Source organism: Corallococcus sp. NCSPR001 (genome assembly GCF_017309135.1).
GTDB lineage: Bacteria > Myxococcota > Myxococcia > Myxococcales > Myxococcaceae > Corallococcus.
This window is the reverse complement of sequence record NZ_JAFIMS010000002.1, coordinates 3,093,442-3,114,585: the sequence shown is the minus strand read 5'-3', so window position 1 is coordinate 3,114,585 and position 21,144 is coordinate 3,093,442. Positions and strand designations below refer to the sequence as shown.

At 71.3% G+C, this 21,144-nt stretch carries 14 protein-coding genes; 9 read left to right on the top strand and 5 right to left on the bottom strand.

Going from position 1 to position 21,144, the window contains the following annotated elements:
• Positions 1–177 precede the first annotated feature (177 nt).
• Together JYJ93_RS14755 and JYJ93_RS14750 are read left to right on the top strand one after the other, a co-directional pair.
• Positions 178–1,029 carry a glycosyltransferase gene (locus JYJ93_RS14755; protein WP_206791502.1) on the top strand — a complete coding sequence of 284 codons (852 nt, stop codon included), beginning with the start codon at positions 178–180 and terminating at the stop codon, positions 1,027–1,029.
• A gap of 25 nt (positions 1,030–1,054) precedes the next feature.
• Positions 1,055–2,500, top strand: coding sequence for a pyridoxal-dependent decarboxylase (locus tag JYJ93_RS14750; RefSeq protein ID WP_206791500.1), 1,446 nt, complete (start codon positions 1,055–1,057; stop codon positions 2,498–2,500).
• Between the two features lie 9 nt (positions 2,501–2,509).
• Here the strand turns inward: JYJ93_RS14750 and JYJ93_RS14745 are convergent, their stop codons facing one another.
• The gene (locus JYJ93_RS14745; protein ID WP_206791498.1) at positions 2,510–3,829 is read right to left on the bottom strand and encodes a carbamoyl-phosphate synthase; all 1,320 of its coding nucleotides are present in this window, start codon (positions 3,827–3,829) and stop codon (positions 2,510–2,512) included.
• A 307-nt stretch (positions 3,830–4,136) separates the two neighbouring features.
• The gene (locus JYJ93_RS14740) at positions 4,137–4,955 is read right to left on the bottom strand and encodes a class I SAM-dependent methyltransferase (RefSeq protein WP_206791496.1); all 819 of its coding nucleotides are present in this window, start codon (positions 4,953–4,955) and stop codon (positions 4,137–4,139) included.
• 244 nt (positions 4,956–5,199) lie between these two features.
• Between JYJ93_RS14740 and JYJ93_RS14735 the strand changes: the two genes are divergently transcribed.
• Both JYJ93_RS14735 and JYJ93_RS14730 read left to right on the top strand, forming a co-directional pair.
• Positions 5,200–5,808: a hypothetical protein gene (locus JYJ93_RS14735; protein WP_206791494.1), complete on the top strand. Its 609-nt coding sequence runs from the start codon at positions 5,200–5,202 to the stop codon at positions 5,806–5,808.
• Positions 5,809–5,893: 85 nt separating this feature from the next.
• Positions 5,894–6,934: a hypothetical protein gene (locus tag JYJ93_RS14730; protein WP_206791492.1), complete on the top strand. Its 1,041-nt coding sequence runs from the start codon at positions 5,894–5,896 to the stop codon at positions 6,932–6,934.
• Here the strand turns inward: JYJ93_RS14730 and JYJ93_RS14725 are convergent.
• On the bottom strand, positions 6,889–8,481 hold the full coding sequence (locus JYJ93_RS14725; protein ID WP_206791491.1) for an MBL fold metallo-hydrolase: 1,593 nt from the start codon (positions 8,479–8,481) through the stop codon (positions 6,889–6,891). The two genes, JYJ93_RS14730 and JYJ93_RS14725, sit on opposite strands and share 46 nt — an antisense overlap.
• A 122-nt stretch (positions 8,482–8,603) precedes the next feature.
• Between JYJ93_RS14725 and JYJ93_RS14720 the strand changes: the two genes are divergently transcribed.
• Entirely contained in the window at positions 8,604–10,451 is a 1,848-nt protein-coding gene (locus JYJ93_RS14720) for an OPT/YSL family transporter (protein ID WP_206791489.1), read from the top strand.
• 254 nt (positions 10,452–10,705) lie between these two features.
• A complete protein-coding gene (gene thrS, locus JYJ93_RS14715; protein WP_206791487.1) occupies positions 10,706–11,908 on the top strand; it encodes a threonine--tRNA ligase in 1,203 nt (400 codons plus the stop codon).
• Positions 11,909–11,984: 76 nt separating this feature from the next.
• Here the strand turns inward: thrS and JYJ93_RS14710 are convergent, their stop codons facing one another.
• Entirely contained in the window at positions 11,985–12,404 is a 420-nt protein-coding gene (locus JYJ93_RS14710; protein WP_206791485.1) for a CBS domain-containing protein, read from the bottom strand.
• Positions 12,405–12,620: 216 nt separating this feature from the next.
• On the opposite strand from JYJ93_RS14710, the gene msrB reads away from it, so the two are divergent.
• From msrB to JYJ93_RS14695, 3 genes are all read left to right on the top strand, one after another.
• A complete protein-coding gene (gene msrB, locus JYJ93_RS14705; protein WP_206791476.1) occupies positions 12,621–13,043 on the top strand; it encodes a peptide-methionine (R)-S-oxide reductase MsrB in 423 nt (140 codons plus the stop codon).
• A 49-nt stretch (positions 13,044–13,092) separates the two neighbouring features.
• A complete protein-coding gene (locus tag JYJ93_RS14700) occupies positions 13,093–14,970 on the top strand; it encodes a glycoside hydrolase family 18 protein (protein ID WP_206791459.1) in 1,878 nt (625 codons plus the stop codon).
• Between the two features lie 117 nt (positions 14,971–15,087).
• Positions 15,088–16,989: a glycosyl hydrolase family 18 protein gene (locus JYJ93_RS14695; protein ID WP_206791457.1), complete on the top strand. Its 1,902-nt coding sequence runs from the start codon at positions 15,088–15,090 to the stop codon at positions 16,987–16,989.
• Between the two features lie 12 nt (positions 16,990–17,001).
• Here the strand turns inward: JYJ93_RS14695 and purL are convergent, their stop codons facing one another.
• Entirely contained in the window at positions 17,002–20,898 is a 3,897-nt protein-coding gene (gene purL, locus JYJ93_RS14690) for a phosphoribosylformylglycinamidine synthase (protein ID WP_206791455.1), read from the bottom strand.
• Positions 20,899–21,144: the final 246 nt, after the last annotated feature.

Sequence of the window (21,144 nt, the reverse complement as noted above, 5' to 3'; positions counted from 1 at the left end):
TAGAAACTTCCGAGAAACCGATAGACCGACACCCTGTGTTCGCCTCCCCGGACAGCAGGCGGGTAACCCCGGACACAGGGGCCGGGGCGCAATGCCCCCGGGTGGCGGAATGCCCCACGCGCGTGAGGCCTGGCTGGCTTCTCAGTCGTGGGGCGCCACCGGTATAAACCGGGGCCTATGTCATCGGTCGACGTCTCGGTGGTGATGCCCACGTACAAGCGCGAGAAGGACGTGGTGGAGGCCATCCACTCCGCGCTGCGTCAAGAAGGCGTCCAGGTGGAGGTCATCGTCCTGGACGACTCCGCGGAGGGCACGGCCCGGGACGCGGTGCGGGGCATTGGCGATGCCCGCGTGCGCTACTTCAAGCAGGAGGTGCCGTCCAAGGGGCGCCCCGCGCTGGTGCGCAACCACGGCGCCACACTGGCGACGGGCCGCTACCTGCACTTCCTGGACGACGACGACCTGCTCGCCGAAGGGGCGCTCAAGGCCATGGTGTCGGCGCTGGACGCGCGGCCGGACGCGGGCGTCGCGGTGGGCTGGGTGGTGCCCTTCAGCGAGGACCCGGAGTGGCTGGAGGACAAGAGCACCTACTTCGAGCGCGTGGCGAAGGTGGGGGCCACCACGCCCAACAGCGCGTGGACGGTGGCGCACATCCTGTTCCTGGGCACGCTGTACGTGAACTCCGCGTGCATGGTGCGCCGCGAATACTTCCAGCCCCTGGGCGGGTTCGATCCGAACATCCCCGTCTACGAGGACGTGGACTTCTACATGCGCGGCATCCGCCGCTACGGCCACGTGTACGTGAACCGGCCCATCCTCAACTACCGGGTGGGCAAGCCGTCGCTGATGAATGATTTGGGCAAGACGGGCGCGAAGGTGGAGAAGTCCGTGGCGGAGTCCAACGCCATCATCCACAACAAGTACCGGCGCGAGCACGGCGAGCTGGAGTACCGGCTCCTGCAGATGGCCACGCGCGCGCTGAAGGGCCGCTTCGGCCTCACGCGCTACCTCCCCCTCAAGCTGCCGTAAGCGTTTCCTGAAAGGGCCTCTCCCCGTGAGCCTGCGTCGTCGTCTCGTTGGAACCGCCAAGCGCCAGTTGAAGCAGACCCTGGGGCCCGTCGTGCAGCGCGCCATGGCCCCCGCCCGCGCCTTCCTCCCCCCGGAGACGTGGGGCCTGGAGTCGCGCGGCGGCCAGGGCCTCTTCCTGGAGGGAGTGTCGCTGTCCCAGCTGGCCCAGGAGTACGGCTCGCCGCTGCACGTGGTGCACCTGGCGGCGCTGCACCGCAACGCGGACGCGTTCCAGGCGGTGCCCCCGGGCGCGGCGGGCGGCTGCGAGGTGTACTACTCGTACAAGACCAACCCCGTGCCGGGCGTGCTGTCCGCGCTGCACGCGCGCGGCGTGGGCGCGGAGGTGATCTCCGCCTATGAGCTGTGGCTCGCGCTCAAGCTGGGCGTGGCGCCGGAGCGCATCGTCTACAACGGCCCGGTGAAGTCGGACGCGTCCATCCGCGAGTCCATCACCCGGGGCATCGGCCTGCTGGCCGCGAACCACCGCGAGGAGCTGGACGTCTTCTCACGCCACGCGGCGCAAGTGGGCAAGCGCCCGCGCGTGGCCGTGCGGGTGACGACCATGTCGGGCTGGACGTCACAGTTCGGCACGCCCATCGCGGGCGGCCAGGCCATGGCGGCGTACCGGCAGGCGATGGCCTCCGGCAACCTGGACGTGGTGGGCCTGCACGCGCACCGGGGCGAGCTCATCCGCACGGAGGCGGAGCTGGAGGGCTTCGTCGGCTCGGTGCTGGACTTCGCGGACGAGCTGCACCGCGAGCTGGGGTTGGACCTGGAGGTGCTGGACCTGGGCGGCAGCCTCTGCACGCCGACGGTGGAGCACATCGAGCAGCGGGACTGGCGGCTCAACCTCACCTTCCAGCGCGACCTGCCCGCGCCGGACTTCGCGGCGGCGCTCTCCATCGAGCGGTACGTGGCGAAGGTGGTGGCCCAGGTGGAGACGCACTACGCGAAGAAGGGCCGCAGGCGCCCGCGCATCTTCCTGGAGCCGGGCCGCGCGATGACGGGCAACACGCAGCTGTTGCTGGGCCGCGTGCACGCGCTCAAGGAGGGCGGCGAGCGGACGTGGGCGGTGCTCGACATGGGCATCAACCACGCCGAATGCGTGCGCAACGAGTACCACCAGCTCTTCCACGTCGAGCGGCCGGCCGCGCCGGCACACAAGGCGTACACGGTGGTGGGCCCCATCTGCACCCCGGCGGACACGCTGTACCACGCGGTGCGGCTGCCGGAGCTGAAGGTGGGCGACACGCTGGCCATCATGGACGCGGGCGCGTACTTCGTGCCCTTCGGCACGTCCTTCTCCTTCCCGCAGCCGGCCATCGTGAGCGTGGAGGGCGGGAAGGTGCGCCGCTTGCGCCGGGCGGAGACGCACGAGGACCTGATCACCTTCGATGATCCGGTGCCCTCGGCGTCCCGTGCCGCGGGGTGACGGTCCCCTTCAGCGGTTGAAGACCATCATCCGCAGGAAGGCGCGGGGGTGGCGCGCGGCCCCATAGGAGATGGTGGCCAGCTCCACCGCCGCGGGCATCATGTCGTCCCGGTCGATGAGCGGATCCACCGCCGTCTCCTTGTGGGTGTTGAACCACTGGCGCCACTGCCGGGCCTCGTCCGCGGGCAGCGCGCCGGACAGCCGCTGGAGGTTGAGCAGCATCTCCAGCGCGATGCGGTTGCAGAACACCGCGTCCTCGTGCGCGGCGCTGGCGTCGCGTGCGTCCTCCACCGCGCGCCGGAGCGCGTCCTTGTCCCCGGTGGCCGCGTGGTACGCGAGCAGCGGCAGGGGCAGCCCCCGCGCGATGTCGAAGCCCATCTGCCCGTAGAAGCGCGGGTTGAAGTCGATGAGGAGGTACGAGTCCTTCGTCTGGATGAACTCCACCTCGAAGACGCCGTGGTAGCCCAGCTTCTTGCACAGCCGGGTGAGCCCCGCGACCAGGTCCGGGCGCAGCGGCGCGGACTCGAAGCAGACGCCCACGCCCAGGCGGCGCGGACGCTGGAGGACCTTCATCGCGGCGCGGGCCTCGAAGAGCTCGCCGGACTCATCCACGAAGCCGGAGAGGCTGTAGATGCCCTCCGCGGCCTCCGGGTGGAACTCCTGCACCATGGGGTTCACCACGGCCGGGTCGAACTTCACGAGCATGGGCGCGTAGGTGTCCCGCGCGAACTCGCGGTACTCGCGCGCCAGGTCGTCCGGCGAGGACACCGGCTGGCCCTTGCGGTGCGTGGCGTGGAGGATCTGCGTGGTGGGCTTGAGCAGCACCGGGAAGTTCGCCTCGCGGCGCACCTGCTCCAGGTCCTCCTCCGACTGCGGGAACCAGGTGCGCGGCAGGTGCAGCCCCACCTCCGTGCCCACCTCGTAGAGGCGGCGCTTGTTGAGCAGGCCGTACACCGCGTCCACGCCCGGGTCGTAGAGGTGGAAGAGGTCCTCCAGCTTGGAGCGGTGCGCGGAGATGAGCCACGCCAGCTCGTCGCTCGTCGGGTAGAGCACGTGCTTGACGGGCTCGCGCAGGCCGAAGTCCACCAGCCACTGGAGGAAGGCCTCCGGCTGGGACTCCGGCGGGCACTGCACGCGGCGGCTGACGAAGCGCGAGTAGCTGGCCGGTCCCAGGCGGCCGGTGTCCGCCACCGTCACGTCCACGCCGTGGCGGCCCAGACAGCGGGCGGCGGCCAGGGTGCCGTAGAAGTTGGCGGAGAACAGCAACGCGGGGGGCCGGGCCGCGATGATGGCCGCGGGGGCCTCATCGGAGTAGGCGGCCTCTTCCATCTCATGCTCCAGTTTCGCGGGGTCGGCCTCGTGGCGCGGGCGCGCGGAGGAACGACGGGATTGACGGTGGGGACGCGACGAGAGACGGCCCCCTCCGAGCGCGGAGGTCGCCGGGCCGGCGGCGGACGAGGTGCTTGCCATCAGCCCCGCGGCGAGAAGCGTCAGAAGGTGCCTGGTCATGTCGAGCCGTCTGCTTCCAGCGATTCGGGGGCCGCCGGAATTCCAGTTCCCGACAGAGTACCTTTTTCCGACGGTGCGTGGGACCGGCCTCCGCACGATTGGACCCCCAAGGAGTGAGTGGCCGGGCTCACGCCGGAGTACCGCCGGGGGGGCTCCAGCGCAGGCAGCCCCGGGTCAGCAGCCACGCATCGGTGGCGACCCCTGGGGTCATCCGCGCGAGGCGCACGGCGGACTCGGCGAAGGCGTCCGGAGGCGCGGTGTGGCCTTCCTCGCGCGCGGCCTTCCACGCCGCCTCCCATGCCTGGAAGAAGGCGTGCATGGGGTCGCCAGGGCGGACGCGGCGGCGCAGGTCGCGGGGCAGCCAGTCGCGCAGGAGCAGCGGCGCGAAGCCCCGGGAGAAGTCGGTGTGGAAGAGGAGGCCCTCGCGCGTGGGTGCTTCCGTGTCCGGCGTCCGGCGCAGCAGGTGGGCCACCAGCACCGCGCCGTCCGTGTCGGAGGAGCCTTCCACCAGCAGCCCGCCGGGCAGGAGATGCCGCGACATCGCGCGGTGGGCCTCCGGGATGCGCTCCGGCGGGCCCTGGCGCAGGAGGTTCATGGCGCGCACCAGGCGGGCGGGTTCGTCCGGTGACAGCGGGAGCGCGAAGCCGCCCTCGCGAAAGTGCGTGCGCGCCTCCGCGTGGTCTCGCGCGGCGGCCGTGGCGCGCTCGGGCTCCAGCTCCACGCCCACCACGGACAGCGCCGGGTTCAGCGCGCGGAAGGCGGCGGCGCTCTCCAGCGTGGTCCACGGGTGCTCACCGAAGCCCACGTCCACGAAGACGGCGCGGGCCCACGGGCCATCGTCACGCGTGAGCAGCGGGGCCTCGGACTGGCACAGGTACGCGTCCAGTGCGCGCAGACGCCCCCGTGCGGTCCTCCCCCGGGTGCGGGTGTCCAGCTCCTGAGCCATGGACGCACTGTAGCGCGGGACGTCATTGCCGGGGCCCGCGCCGTAACACGACATGTCACAACCCGCGTCACAAGCCTTGTGGCCTCCGCGGGTTCTCCCTCTGGAGCCGGGGGGAGCGCGGCCATGTGAGGGCTTGGCATCACCGCTGCACAGGGGAGCCGCCGGTGCCGCAGTCCCTGGCATCCGTGACCGCAGTCCCCTCCAAGAGATTGGTTCTCCGTCCCCCATGATCACTTCCAGCTTCATGCGTTCCTCCCTCGTTGCCGCCCTCCTCCTCTCCGGCTCCGCCTTCGCGGGCGAGCCCCGGTACACGTCGGCCGCCGCGGCTGCCTGCACCGAGCTCAAGACCGAGCTGATGCAGGGCGCGAAGGCGCAGGGCGTCGCGCTCAACGAGGAGGAGATCGGCACCCTCACGACGGACAAGGCCACCGTCGTGGCGACGGCCATCGCGGGCTACGAGAACGTCCCCGCCGCGGAGTACGAGAAGGGCGTGGACGCGGCCTTCGTCTACATCGACTCCGAGGAGGCGGGCATCCCGGCGGGTCACTACCGCGTGAAGGTCCGCGCCAACCCGGAAGACATCAAGGTGGGCAAGTACAAGGCCATCGCCAGCCTCATCGACAAGGACGGCAAGGAGGTCGCGCAGCGCGCGACGGTCATCGAGACGTTCCCCACGGCGGTGAAGTCCGCGCGCTACGGCTCGCCGATGAGCGTGGGCATCCAGCAGCAGACCATCAACGACTGGAACCTCACGCGCTTCCGCAAGACCATCATCGTCGTCATCGTGCACTCGTGGGGCGTCACGGTCATCGACCTGTTCGGCACGGACTACAGCAGCTACTACGGCTTCTAGTCCCGCGCTCCGCCGCCGGGAGCCTCATGGGTTCCCGGCGGTGCGATTTTCGTCCCATCCGCGGCGCACCTAGAGGACGGGGTTCGTGAGCCCTCCGTCCGCGACCTGTCCCCGCTGTGGCGCCCCCCGCGTGGCGGGGCCCGAGTGCCCGGCATGCGGCGTCATCTACCTGCGCGCGGAGGTCCGCGCCGCCACCCGTCAGGCCGAGGCCCGCGACCGCGAGGCCCGCGAGGCGGCCCAGCGCGAGGCCGAGGACCAGCGGGCCGCGCTGCGCGAGGCGCTGGAGGCCCACACCGTCCCCACGTTCGCCTCCCCCCTGGTGGCGGCCCAGCCCCCGCCGGACCCGGCCACGGAGGGCATCACCTTCCACGGCGAGTACACCGGTGATGACGAGGGCCTCCTGGAGGCGCGGCTGCGGCTGGCCGTGTTGCCCGTCGCGCTCGGCATCGCCTGGGTCGCGGTGCGTTCGCCCCTCTTCCATTCGCTGTTCCGCATCTTCTTCACGATGCCGGTGCACGAAGTGGGGCACGCCGTCACGGCGTGGTTCTGCGGCTTCAGCGCCACGCCCACGCTGTGGGTGACCCACGTGTCGGACGAGCGCTCGACGTTCATGACCGTCGTGCTGACGGGGCTGCTGGGCGCGCTCGTCTGGCAGGGCTGGAAGCGCCGCCGGTGGACGTGGCTGGGCGTGGGCGCGGGGCTCCTCGCGGTGCACTGGATGGGCAGGTTCAGGCTCACCCAGACCCAGGCCCATGCCGTCGTCTTCTTCGGCGGTGACGCGGGGCTGATGGTGCTGGGCGCGCTGCTGATGGCCACGTTCTACGTGCCGCCGGGCCACTACCTCCACCGGCACCAGCTGCGTTGGGGGTTCCTCGTCATGGGCGCGGCGGCGTTCATGGACGGCTTCGAGCAGTGGTGGGCGGCGCGCACCAACGTGGACCGCATCCCCTTCGGCCGCATCGAGGGCGTGGGCCTGAGCGACCCCAGCACCCTGGTGGAGACCTACGGCTGGACCGTCGGCAACGTCATCCGCGGCTACGTCGCGGTGGGCGCCGTCTGCCTCTCGGCCCTGGTCGTGCTCTACCTCGTCTCGCTCTGGCGGGCCCGCGACCTGCTGCGCGGCTGAGGCGCGGCCTCGCGCCAGTTCCCGAAGGGCCACTCGAAGCCCGGCGTGCTCAGCACCTCCGGCTTGCGCGCGCCTCGCCAGCGCAGGGCCTCGCCGGGCCGCAGCAGCAGCGCTTGCGGCCCCTGGCCCTGCGCCTTACGCACCTCGGCCAGCCGCTCCGGATACGGATCCGCGTCCGGGTTCTCGTCCATGTTGCTCGCCCCCTCGACGGGCGCGCCCGGATAGCCGGCGTAGCGTGGGCCCATGCCCTCGCGCCAGTACCAGGGGGCGCCGCCGTCCGCGCAGGGCACCACGTAGCGCGCGCCCAGCAGCGCGCCGTAGCGCAGCGCCTCCTCCGGTCCCGCCATCAGGCGCTGCGGCGTGGTGAGCGCGTCGCGCGGCACGTTGACGAGGAACGCATCCAGCGTCGTAAAGCCGAAGAAGATGGGCGGCAGCCGGAAGCCGCGCACGCCGCAGAAGAGCACGTCCACCGGCCCCTGCTGCTTGCGCACGCGGCGGCACACCGCGTCCATGTCCCCGCGTACGTCATGGCCCGCGTCCGCGAAGAAGGCGGCGGAGAAGTCCTTGGAGCGCACGAGCCACGTGTTGCCCTCGTTGTAGAGGTCCGGGTGGGGCCCCTCGCCGTCGGTGGGCTGCTCGCCGTGGAAGGGCAGCGCGTGCACCGTCACGTCGCCCACCTGCCGCGACTCGCCCCAGCGAAGGGGCTCCACGTGCGTGAAGCCCAGCTGCTTCAGCCGCAGCGCGCAGTCCGTGGAGAAGAGGCTCTCGCGCGCCACCGCCGGCACGAAGATGCGCGTGTCGCGAGGCAGGGGCAAGAGCGAGCCCAGGTGGAAGTGGTCCCCGTGGGAATGGGTGATGACCACGGCGTCCACCCGGCCCAGGTCCGACGCCTGCAACGCCCCATAGCCGGGCAGGTCCGCCTCGCCCGTGGGACGGAAGTACGGGTCCACCAGCACGCGCCCTTCCCTGCCCGACACCAGCACCGTGTTGTGCCCCACGAAGAGGGCGCCCGGCCCCGGCACGTCCACCGGCCCCGCGTGGCGCACGAGCCAGCCGGCTTGCGACAGGTCGCCGAGCAGCTCGCCCACGACGGGCACGGTGGCCAGCGCGCGCAGCTCCTCGCGGGTCGCGCCGCGGGCGAGCGCCGCGAACAGGTCCGCCACCCCGGGCCAGTCCTTCGCGCGCACCGGCACGTCCAGCCCCAGCGAGTCCTGGCGCAGGTGCAGCACGCGCGGGCGGTGGCGCAGCGGATCCGGGAAGAGGACGTCCTCGCGCAGCACGCGCCGTCCCATGCGCCGCTTCGTGCCCTGGCAGAGGGCGGCATAGCGGGGCGTGTCCTCCAGCCAGCGGATGAGCGCGTCCGCTTCGCGCAGCGCACCCTCGCGGCCCAGCGCGGCGATGTGGCGCTTCAGCGGCACCTGCGCGCGGCGCACCGGGCGCGCGGTGGGCCCCTGGATGCTGCACCCCAGGTCCTCGTGGTGGTCGGCTTCCGTGCGGGCGGAGGCGAGGACGGCCAGGCTGACGCCGCGGTGCAGGGTGAATCGCATGCATGCGACGTCGCATGGCGCCCGGCCCTTCGCAAGGGATGACGCTTGCGCCCGGCCGCCGGGCCGCCCGCGACCTCGCGGGTTGTGGCGCCCCAGGGAGGCCGGTACCCTTCCGCGCACCCATGGCCCACCCCGCCGAGCCGCTCCCGCCGGAGCCTTCCGCCCCCCTGTCCTCCGTGCCCGACGCCGTCGCGCCGCGCTTCCGCTTCCTGCCCGCGGTCGGCACGTGGAAGTACCACCTGCTGCTCGCGTCGGTGGCCATCTTCATCCTGGGCCCGCTGGGCGGCGTGGCCGCGTCGTACATGAACTTCAGCCTGGGCTTCTTCGTCGCCAGCCAGGTGCTGTCCGGCATCCTCGGCAGCGTCGTCACCTACGGCTACGGCGCGGAGGGCAAGCACGGCGCCAACTACATGCAGACGATGGCCGCGTCGGTGGCCTCGCTGTGCGCCATGTCCGTGCTCATCCAATCCATGGTGTGGCTGGGCATGCCCCAGCCGCCCGCGTGGCAGCTGATGCTCTTCGTGGGCTGCGTGGGCATGTTCGGCGTGGGCGTGGGCATGCTCTACACGCCGCTGCTCGTGGACCGGCTCCAGTTGGACTACCCGTCCGGCTACGCGGTGGCCAACATCCTGCGCGCGCTCACGGACAAGCGCCTGCTCAAGGCCTCCATCGCGAAGCTGGGCGGCGGCACCGGCCTGGGCATCCTGGCCGCGTGGCTCACGGAGAAGGTAGCGGCCATCGCCGCGCTGAGCATCAGCAGCTCCACGGTGGGCGCCGGCATGGTGGTGGGCAGCCGCATCACCGTGCCCGCCATGCTCATGGGCCTCATCGGCTACGCAATCTCTCCGTACCTCCAGGGCATCGGGTGGCTGGGGCCGGATGACCCGTACCGGAAGATTGGCTTCCTCATCTCGCTGGCGATGATCTGCGGCGCGGCGCTGGTGGACCTGGCGCTGCTCGCGGTGCAGGCGGCGGACCGCATCCGGGGCCGCGCGCAGGCGCCCGCGAACGACGAGCCCGCGTGGAAGAAGGTCAACGTGCCCCGGCTCATCGCCTGGGTGGTGGGCTGGGGCGCGGCCGTCGTCGTGGTGGCCACGCAGGTGCTGCACCAGCCCCCGGGCTTCATCCTCTTCGGGCTCGTGCTGTCGCTCTTGTTCGTGCTCATCAACGGCATCGCCTACGGCATCAGCGACAACAACCCCATCTCCAGCGCCTTCGTGGTGTCGGTGCTGCTGATGTCGCTCCTGGGCCTGAAGGATCCGCTGGTGGGGCTGATGGCGTCCTCCATCCTGCTCATCTCCACGTCGGTGGGCTGCGATATGCAGCAGGACCGCTCCACCGGGTGGCGCCTGGGCACCAACCGCGTGGTGCAGTTCCGCTACCAGGTGCTTGGCATCTTCATGGGCGCGGTGCTGTGCGTGGTGCTGGCGCGCGTGTTCATGGGCGCCTACCCCGTGCTGTCCGTCAACCAGTTGGACCACCCGGACGTGAAGGTGGCCCAGTGGAGCTCCGCGATGACGTACAAGTTCGTGGGCGCCATCCGCGACCTGGGCACGCTGTCCGCGCACAAGGTGACGGCGCTGCTCGTGGGCCTGTCCATCGGCTTCACGCTGGAGGTCATCCGCAAGGTGGTGCGCCGCCGCCCCGCGTACCTGAGCTACGTGCAGGGCTCGCGCACGGGGTTCGGCGTGGGCTGGACCCTGGACTCGCTGGTGCTGGCCAGCCCCTACGCGCTCGCGTTCGGCGGCTTCATCGCGCTGCCCGCGGCCATCTGGTTCGGCATGGGCGGCATCCTCACGTCGGTCTTCAACACCGTGTCCAAGCGCTTCCGCAAGGAGCCCGCGCCGGGCGAGGCGGTGCTGCCGGAGGACATGAGCACCATGTCGCTGGTGGGCGGCGGCCTCATCGCGGGCGAGTCGCTCTTCTACCTCTTCGTCGGCCTCGCCGGCCTGCTGTCCCTGCTGGGCTGAAGTCCCCTGCCCCGGAGCACGGCTTGACTTTCCGTGACTCCGGGAGCACTTCTTGTCCCGTGAACCTCGTCATCACCACCACCGCGACCACGACCACCACCGCTTCGGCGGGCGTGGGTGCGGTGCGCGTGTCGGTGTCCTGACGAGCGCACGGTTTCCCGCCCCGCCGAAGTCCGGCCGGGGCGACCGTGCAACCTCACACGCCCCGTGTCCGGCCCCGGCTGCTTCATCCCGACCGACACACGGAGACGACGATGCTCGACGAACACGACCACCGCGCGCTGGGCCAGCGCCTGGACCTCTTCCACCTGCAGGAGGAGGCCCCGGGCATGGTGTTCTGGCACCCGCGCGGACTGATGCTGTACCGGCTCCTGGAGGACCACGTGCGCCAGCGCATGCGCGAGGAGGGCTACCGCGAAGTCCGTACGCCGCAGCTGTGCTCCCAGCCGCTGTGGGAGCAGAGCGGCCACTGGGAGAACTTCCGCCAGAACATGTTCTGCATGGAGGAAGGTGACCGGCACCTGGCGTTGAAGCCGGTGAGCTGCCCGGGCCACATCCAGTTGGTGCAGCGCATGGCGCCCAGCCATCGCGACCTGCCCCTGCGGCTGGGGGAGTTCGGGCTGGTGCACCGCAGCGAGCCCAGCGGCGCGCTGCACGGGCTGTTCCGCCTGCGCCAGTTCACGCAGGACGATGGCCACATCTTCTGCGCGGCGGAGCAGGTGGAGGCGGAGGTGGTTCGCTTCGTGCGCTCGCTCAAGGCGTTCTACGCGGGCTTCGGCTTCGACGACGTGCAGGTGGCCTTCTCCAGCCGTCCGGCGATGCGCGCCGGCGGTGACGCGCTGTGGGACCAGGCGGAGGCGTGGCTCCAGTCCGCGGCGAAGCAGGCGGGTCTCCAGTACGTGGACCAGCCCGGCGAGGGCGCCTTCTACGGGCCCAAGCTGGAGTTCGTGCTGAAGGACCGGCTGGGCCGCGCGTGGCAGTGCGGGACGATCCAACTGGACCTGGTGCTGCCGGAGCGCTTCGACCTGCACTACGTCGGCGCGTCCGGAGAGCGCCTGCGCCCGGTGATGCTTCACCGCGCGCTGTTCGGCAGCCTGGAGCGCTTCATCGGCGTGCTGCTGGAGCACCATGGCGGCGCGCTACCGGCGTGGCTCGCGCCCGAGCAGGTGGTGGTGGCCTCCGTGGGCGCGGGGGCCGCCGCGTACGCGGAAGGGCTGGCGGCGCGGCTGCGGCTGGCCGGCTGCCGCGCGCGGGCGGACGTGCGGGACGAGTCCCTGTCGAAGAAGGTCCTGGGCTCGCACGAGGACGGCGTGCCGTTCCTCGCGGTGGTGGGTGGCCGCGAGGTGGAGTCGAAGGGCGTGCGCCTGCGGCAGCGCGATGGCTCGCAGCGCGACCTGCCCTGGGATGACGCCGTGGCGTGGCTGTCCGCCGCGTGCCAACCGGCCGTGGCGGGCTGAGCGGCCGTCCCTGAAGCACCGGCCCGGTGCTCCCTTCCCTCACGCGAAGGGGGCGCCGGGCCTTTCCGTGGTGGGCTCAGGAGTAGAGGCTCAGGTATTCCAGCGGCTCGCCGGGCCGCAGCAGCGTGAGGGGCTCGGAGGCGACGTCGTCCAGACTCAGGAGCCCCACCGCGTGGTTCTCCGCGTCCACGACCACCAGGCGGTTCAAGTGATGCTGCTCCATCAGGCGCTCGCCGGCCTCCAGCGGCGCGTCCTCCGGGCAGGTGACGAGCGGGGCCCGCATCGCCTCGCGCACGGTGGTGACGTCGGGGTCATGTCCGTGGACGGTGGAGCACAGGGAGAGTTCGGAGTCGGTGAGCAGGCCCACCACCCGTCCGTGCTCCGTGACGGGCAGCGCCCCCAGGCTGGCGGTGTCCAGCCGCTCGGCGGCGGACCGCAGGCACTCATCCGCGTCGATGGTCTTCACGTCCCTCTGCATCCACTCCGAAATCCGCATGGGCAGACCTCCTGGTGACGCGCGCCCGCGTCTCGAAGCAGTACAACCGGCGCACGGACATCCAACCCATTGCCCTGGAGGCCCGCCGTTCCGTGAGGAGCAGAACCAAGGGGCCGGCCCCCTGCCTGTCCGCCTGGTATAGGGTGCGACGCGAAGGCCTGCGGTGCATCCAAGGCCGTGCTCCGGGCTGAAGGCCCGAAACGTGGAGGAGGACCCATGGCGGACAAGCTCATTCTTTCCAACGACGAGTGGCGCAAGCGCCTCACCCCCGAGGAGTTCCAGGTGCTGCGGCAGCACGGCACCGAGTACCCGGGGACGGGCTGTTTCCTCGGCACCAAGACGCCGGGCACCTACGTGTGCGCGGGCTGCAACAACCCGCTGTTCAAGGCCGGGACGAAGTTCGAGTCCGGCACCGGCTGGCCGTCCTTCACGCAGACGCTGTCGGAGGACTCTGTCACGGAGATCCGCGACGTGTCGCACGGGATGATCCGCACCGAGGTCCGCTGCGCGCGCTGCGACGGACACCTGGGCCACGTGTTCCCGGACGGCCCGCCGCCCACGGGGCTGCGCTACTGCATGAACTCCGTGGCGATGAAGCACGTCCCGGAAGGAAGCCCCATCGAGCTGGTCAAGGCCTGAGCGGCTGAAGCAGGACGGGCCTCCCCTCCCTCTGCGAGGATGGGAGGCCATGCGACGACCTCCGGCCGGCCCCTGGATGCTCTTCACCGCGCTGCTCCTGGGCGGTGTTTCCCAGGGGGCTCCGCCCTCCAAGCCGCCCCGGGTGACGTGGCTCTATCAGGACCGGCTGGCTTCGCCCTGGGAGGACCTGACGTGGGCCGGTGCGCACGCGATGAGCGCCACCGTGGCAGGGGCCTCGGGCAGCCACGCCATCTCCGTGACGCTGGGGCCCTGGGAGGCGCTGTACTTCGGCCACCCGGGCTTCGACGTGGCACCGGAGGACACGCTGGTGCTGAAGGTGAACGGCGGGAAGGACGGCGCGAACGCGGCGGTGCGCGCGCGCGTCGTCATCGGCGCCGAGCAGCCCGTGGGCGTGCCGCTGGGCCCTACCTGTGAGGGCGGCGCCATCCCCGCCGGGAAGTGGACGACCTGCCGCGTGCCGCTGGCGAAGCTGCTGCCCGAAGGCCGCACGCGCATCACCGGCCTGTGGCTCCAGGAGGACAGCGGCAAGACGCTGCCGCCGCTCTTCTTCGACGACATCGGTGTCGAGCAGGGCCCCCGGACCGTGTCCCTCACGCTGGAGACGCCCGCCGTCTTCCTGGCGCCGGGCGCCACACACGCCTTCAGCGCCACCGTGACGAACAGCACGGACACGGAGGTGGCCTGGAGCGTGGAGCCCGGCAACGAGCGGGGCACCATCAGCGCCGCGGGCGTCTACACCGCGCCTCGCAAGCCGGGCACGTACCGGGTGATGGCCCGGAGCAAGGCGGACCCGAGCCAGGTGGCTCAGGCCAGCGTGGTGGTGAGCGCTTCCACCGCCGTGAAGGGTCCTCCGGGCCAGGGCGGCAAGTGGGTGTCGGGCTACTACACGGGCTGGAACGCGGATGACTACCCGCCGGAGAAGGTGGACTTCAGCGCGCTCACGCACATCCTCGTGGGCCGCGTCACGCCGAAGGCGGACGGCACGCTGAGCACGAAGTTCGACAACGACCGGGGGCCGGAGATTGCCCGCACGCTGTCGAAGCGCGCGCATGCCGCGGGCCGCAAGGCGCTCATCATGGTGGGCGGCTCCGGTGAGCACGACGGCTGGGTGGGCGCCGCGTCCGACGCGAACCGCGCGAAGTTCGTCCGCGCGCTGCTCAAGGCGATGGACGACTTCGGCTACGACGGCCTGGACCTGGACTGGGAGCCCGTGGAGAAGGAGGACCGGCCCAAGCTGCTGGCCCTGGTGAAGGCCCTTCGCGAGGCGCGGCCGAAGATGCTCCTCACCTTCCCCCTCCACTGGATCAACACCAACTTCCCCACCGACGCGGACCCATGGTTCGCGGAGCTGGCGACGCACTTCGACCAGATGAACCTGATGTCCTACGAGATGATTGGCGCGTGGGACGGCTGGAAGTCCTGGCACACGTCCGCGCTGAGGGGCGAACAGGGGCTGCACCCCACGTCCATCGCGTCCAGCCTGGCGCTGTGGGTGAAGGCCGGCATCCCCAAGGCGAAGCTGGGCATCGGCATCCCCTTCTACGGGCTCGCGTGGCGCCACATCACCGGCCCGTACCAGCCGTTCACGAACTGGTCCGACTACGTGGGCGGGGACAACTCGTTCACGTACAAGAAGATCCTCCGCTACTCGAAGCAGGGGAAGTACCAGTGGGACGAGAAGGCCCAGGCCAGCTACGTGACGTTCGCTCCGGACAAGCTCGTGGAGGACGGCACGGTGACGTGGATCTCCTACGACAGCCCGCAGGCCATCGCCGCCAAGGGCGCCTTCGTGAAGCAGGAGGGCTACGGCGGCACCATCCTCTGGACGCTCAACCAGGGCTGCGTCGACCCGGTGACGGGCGCCAACCCGCTGCTGGACGCGGTGAAGGCGGCCTTCCTCCCGTAGCCCCGCCCCCGGGGCAGCTCCAGCGCTCCTCCCGGGCAGGGTGTCCGCGAGGCACTCCAGGCTGAACCTCATGGCACCCGCCATTCCGGCGAGGCGTGTTCACGTCCCGGGAGTGCCATGCGCAGACCTTCGAAGGAGTGGTGGCTCGTTGCCGTGGTCCTCGCGGTGCTCACGGGGCTGGTCCTGGCGACCCGCCCCCGAGCGCCGCGAGCGCCCACCGAAGCGGGCATCCAGGGCGCGGCCACGACGTGGATCTACCAGGAGCAGTTGGAGTCGCCGTGGCTGGACTACTCCTGGGCCCAGCACTCGCTGAGCGCCACCGACCCCGTGGCCTCCGGTGCCCACGCCATCTCCGTGACGCTGGGGCCGTGGGAGGCGCTGTACTTCGCGCACCCTGGCCTGGACGTGGCGCCCGGGGACACGCTGGTGCTGAAGGTGCACGGCGGCAGCGAGGGAGAGGGCGCGGCGGTGCGCGTGCGCGCCGTCGTGGGTGACGCGCAGCCAGTGGGACTCCCCCTGGGGCCCACGTGCGAGGGCGGCGCCATCCACGCCGGGCGCTGGAGCACGTGCCGGGTGCCGCTCGCGTTGCTGCTTCCCGAGGGGCAGACCCGCATCACGGGCCTGTGGCTCCAGGAGGACAACGGGAACACGCTGCCGCCCCTCTTCTTCGACGACCTTGGCGTGGAGCACTCGGAAGCGCCTCCGGAAGACGTGCGCGTCACCGTGAGCCCGCCGGACGCGGTGCTGGCCCCGGGCGGCTCACGCGCCTTCACCGCCACCGTGAGCGGGAGTGATGACACCTCGGTGGACTGGAGCGTCGAGCCGCCCGGGGCGGGAGGCGTCATCACCGTCGATGGCGTCTATACGGCGCCGTCCGAGCCGGGCACGTACCACGTGGTGGCCCGCAGCCGCGCGGCCCCGGAGCAGGTGGCGCGCGCCGCCATCCACGTCCGGACCGAGGGCATGCCCGGAGAGGGCAAGTGGGTGTCCGGCTATTACACCGGATGGAACACGGACCTCTACCCGCCGGAGAAGGTGGACTTCAGCGCCATCACGCACCTGATGGTCGGCCGCGCCACCCCCCGAGCGGATGGCACGCTCAACACGCAGTTCGACAACGACCAGGGGCCGGAGATCGCCCGCGCGCTGTCGAAGCGCGCGCACGAGGCGGGCCGCAAGGCGATCATCATGGTGGGCGGCGCCGGTGAGCACGACGGCTGGGTGGGCGCCGCGTCCGACGCGAACCGCGCGACGTTCGTCCGCTCGCTGCTCCAGGCGGTAGACGACTTCGGCTACGACGGACTGGATCTGGACTGGGAGCCCGTGGAGAAGGAGGACCAGCCGAAGCTGCTGGCGCTGGTGCAGGCCCTGCGTGCCGAGCGTCCGGAGTTGGTCCTCACCTTCCCCCTCCACTGGATCAACACCAACTTCCCGCAGGACGCGGATCCCTGGTTCGCGCGGCTCGCGCCGTACCTGGATCAGGTGAACGTCATGTCCTACGAGATGATTGGCCCATGGGAGGGCTGGCACTCCTGGCACACGTCCGCGCTGCGAGGCGAGACACCCGAGCACCCCACGTCCGTCGCGTCCACCCTGGACCTGTGGGTGAAGGCCGGCATCCCCAAGGAGAAGCTGGGCCTGGGCATCCCCTTCTATGGCATGGCGTGGCGCCACATCACCGGCCCGGGCCAGCCCTTCACGGGCGGGTCCGACTATGTCGGCGGAGACAACGTCTTCACGTACAAGAAGGTGCTCGCGCTGTCGGAGAAGGGCACGGAGCAGTGGGACGACGCGGCCCGTGCCTCCTACGTCACCTTCGCGCAGGACGCGTGCGTGGAGGACGGGACGGTGCGGTGGATCTCCCACGAGAGCCCCCGCTCCATCGCGGAGAAGGGCCAGTTCGCGAAGGAGGAGGGTTACGGCGGCGTCATCATCTGGACGGTCAACCAGGGCTGCACCGATCCAGAGACCGGTGCCAACCCGTTGCTGGACGCCGTGCGGGACGCCTTCCTGGAGTGACGCGAGCCCGCGTCAGCCCAGGGTGACGCGGGCGTTGCGGAACATGCGCATCCAGGGGCCGTCCTCGCCCCACTCCGCCGGGTGCCAGGAGTGCTGCACGGTGCGGTGCACGCGCTCCGGGTGCGGCATGGTGATGGTGAAGCGCCCGTCCTTCGTGGTGATGCCCGCGATGCCGTGCGGCGAGCCGTTGGGGTTGGCCGGGTACTTCGCCGCCACCTGGCCCCGGTTGTCCACCCAGCGCGTCGTCACCAGCCCGGAGGCGTTGAAGCGCGCGGCGGCGTCCGCGTTGGCGAACTCCGCCCGCCCCTCGCCGTGCGACACGACGATGAGCATCCGGCTGCCCTCCATGCCCTTGTAGAAGAGCGACGGCGACGGAGAAATCTCCACGGTGCCCAGGCGGGCCTCGAACTGCTCGGACGCGTTGCGCACGAAGCGCGGCCAGCCGTCCGCGCCGGGGATGAGCTCGCGCAGCTGCGCGAACATCTGGCAGCCGTTGCACGCGCCCAGGCCGAAGCTGTCCGGCCGCGCGAAGAACTCCGAGAAGGCGTCGCGCGTGCGCGGGTTGAAGAGGATGGACTTCGCCCACCCGCCGCCCGCGCCCAGCACGTCGCCGTAGCTGAAGCCGCCGCACGCCATCACGCCGTGGAAGTCCTTCAGCGACACGCGGCCCGACAACAGGTCGCTCATGTGCACGTCCACCGCGGCGAAGCCCGCGCGGGTGAACGCCGCCGCCATCTCCTGCTGGCTGTTGACGCCCTGCTCGCGCAGCACCGCCACGCGAGGCCGCGCCCCCCTGGCGATGTACGGCGCCGCCACGTCCACCTTCGGGTCGAACGTGAGCCTGGGTGACAGGCCCGGGTCGCCCGCGTCGCACTTCGCGGCGTACTCCTCCTCCGCGCAGGTGGGATTGTCGCGCAGCTTCTGGATTTCGTAGCTCACGCGCGACCAGGTGCGCTTGAGCGCCACCGTCTCCTCCGCGAGCAACTCCTGGCCGCCGTGCCGCACCCGCACCACCTGCTGGACCGTGGGGCGCCCCAGCTCGTGGACGTGCGCGCCCAGGCCGTGGCGGGCGAGTACCTCCCGCACGCGGGCCACGTCGGACGCGCGCACCTGAACCACCGCGCCCAGCTCCTCGTTGAAGAGGGCCGCCACCGCGTCGCCACCCAACGAGGCCAGGTCCACGTCCAGGCCGCAGTGGCCCGCGAAGGCCATCTCCGCGAGCGTGGCCCAGAGGCCGCCATCGGAGCGGTCGTGGTAGGCGAGCAGCGCGCCCGCGGAGTGCAGCTCCTGCACCGCCGCGAAGAAGCCCTTCAGCGCCGCGGGGTCATCCACGTCCGGGCACTCCGGGCCCACCTGCTGGTGCACCTGCGCCAGCACGGACGCTCCCAGCCGCTGCCGGCCCTTGGCGATGTCCAGGAGCAGGAGGCGCGTGTCACCCGCCACGTCCACCGGCTGCGGCGTCAGCGTGACGCGCGCGTCCAGCACCGGCGCGAACGCGGTGATGATGAGCGACAGGGGCGCGGTGACGGACTTCTTCTGGCCGTCCTCCTGCCACTGCGTGCGCATGGACATGGAGTCCTTGCCCACCGGAATGGCGATGCCCAGCGCGGGGCACAGCTCCATGCCCACCGCGTGCACGGCCGCGTAGAGGTTCGCGTCCTCACCGGGGCTGCCCGCCGCCGCCATCCAGTTCGCGGACAGCTTCACGTCCGACAGCTTCCCGATGCGCGCCGCCGCCAGGTTGGTGAGCGCCTCGCCCACCGCCATGCGCGCGGAGGCCGCCGCGTCCACCAGCGCCACCGGCGTGCGCTCGCCGAGCGCCATGGCCTCGCCCGTGTCGGACATCAGCGACGACAGCGTCACCGCGCAGTCCGCCACCGGTACCTGCCACGGGCCCACCATCTGGTCGCGCGCGGTGTGGCCGCCCACGGAGCGGTCGCCAATGGTGATGAGGAACGACTTGTCCGCCACCGTCGGGTGCGACAGCACCGCGTGCGCCGAGGCCTTCAGGTCCGCCGGGAGGCTCAGCGGCGCGTGCTTCAGCGGGCGCGACGCGAAGTCGCGGTGCATGCGCGGCGCCTTGCCGAAGAGGACGTCCATGGGCAGCGCGATGGGCGTGTCCCCCAGCTCGCGGTCCGTGAGCGTGAGCACCTGCTCCGCCGTGGCCTCGCCCAGCACGGCGAAGGGGGCGCGCTCGCGCTCGCACAGCGCGGCGAAGCGCGGCAGGTCCTCCGGCGCCACGCCTAGCACGTAGCGCTCCTGCGCCTCGTTGCACCAGATCTCCACCGGGGACATGCCCGGCTCGTCGTTGGGCACCTCGCGCAGCTCCAGCCGGCCGCCCAATTCGTTGTCGTGCGCCAGCTCCGGCAGCGCGTTGGACAGGCCGCCCGCGCCCACGTCGTGGATGGAGCGCACGGGGTTCGCCTCTCCCAGCATCCAGCACTGGTCGATGACCTCCTGGCAGCGGCGCTCCATCTCCGCGTTGTCCCGCTGCACGGAGGCGAAATCCAGGTCCGCCGCGCTCGCGCCCTGCGCCATGGAGGACGCCGCGCCGCCGCCCAGGCCGATGAGCATCGCCGGGCCGCCCAGCACGATGAGCTTGTCGCCCGCGCGCAGCGGGGCCTTCTTCACGTGGTCCGCGCGGATGTTGCCCAGGCCGCCCGCCAGCATGATGGGCTTGTGGTAGCCGCGCACCTCCACGCCCTGGGGCGTGGGCACGTGCTGCTCGAAGCTGCGGAAGTAGCCGGTGAGGTTGGGCCGGCCGAACTCGTTGTTGAACGCGGCGCCGCCCAGCGGGCCGTCCACCATGATGTCCAGCGCGGACACGATGCGGTCCGGCTTGCCGTAGGCCACCTCCCACGGCCGCGCGAAGTCCGGCAGGCGCAGGTGGCTGACGGAGAAGCCGGTGAGCCCCGCCTTGGGCTTCGCGCCGCGCCCGGTGGCGCCCTCGTCGCGGATCTCACCGCCCGCGCCCGTGGCCGCGCCCGGGTACGGCGAGATGGCGGTGGGGTGGTTGTGCGTCTCCACCTTCATCATGATGTGGGCCGGCTCGCGCACGGTGCCCCACTCGCGCGCCTCGCCCTGCGGGAAGAAGCGCTCCACCTCGAAGCCTTCGATGACGGCCGCGTTGTCCTTGTACGCGGACAGCACGCCGCCCGGGCTCTGGGCGTAGGTGTTCTTGATGGCCTGGAACAGCGAGCGCTCGCGCGGCTCTCCATCCACCGTCCACGACGCGTTGAAGATTTTATGGCGGCAGTGCTCGCTGTTCGCCTGCGCGAACATCATCAACTCCACGTCGGTGGGGTTGCGCTTCAGCTCCGTGAAGCGCGCCACCAGGTAGTCGATTTCGTCCTCCGCCAGCGCCAGGCCCAGCTCGCCGTTGGCCTTCGCCAGCGCCGCGCGGCCTCCGCCCAGCACGTCCACGCGCGTGAGCGGCCGGGGCGAGTCCGTGCGGAACAGCACCTCCGCGTCCTCCAGCCGGGGCAGCACCGCCTGCGTCATCCGGTCGTGCAGCACCGCCTGCACGCCCTCCGCCTCGTTCGCGTCCAGCTCCCGGCCGCCCGGGCCGGTGAGGAAGAACGCGATGCCGCGCTCCATGCGGCGCACCTGCGTGAGGCCGCAGTGGTGCGCGATGTCCGTCGCCTTGGAGGCCCAGGGCGACACCGTGCCCGGACGCGGCACCACCAGGAGCAGCGTGCCCGTGCGCTCGCGCTTCGCCGTGTGGGGGCCGTACTCCAAGAGGCGCCCCAGCCGCTCGGACGCGTCCTGCGTCAGCGGCGCGGACGCGTCCACGAAGTGCACGAACTCCGAGTAGAGGGTGGCCACCGTAGGCACCCGCTCCCGGCAACGGGCGAGCAGCTTGGCGAGCCTGAATTCGGAGAGGGCCGGAGCCCCGCGCAGCGTGAGCATGAAGGTCCTTGCGAACGGGTGACGGGAGGTAACAGCGGGGCCGTCCTTATCACCGCGCCCCGCGTCACAACGTCCGGAGTTCGTGCCAGGACGCCCGCACAGCCCCCAGGTGGGTGAACCACCGCCGACGTGGGCGCTCCTCCGTCCCGGACCGCCCCACCACACTCCCAGCCATCCAGGATTTAACCTCCAAGTCAGTACTCCATGATTTGCTCTCCAGGCTTCAAAGACTCGTTTCGTCACACT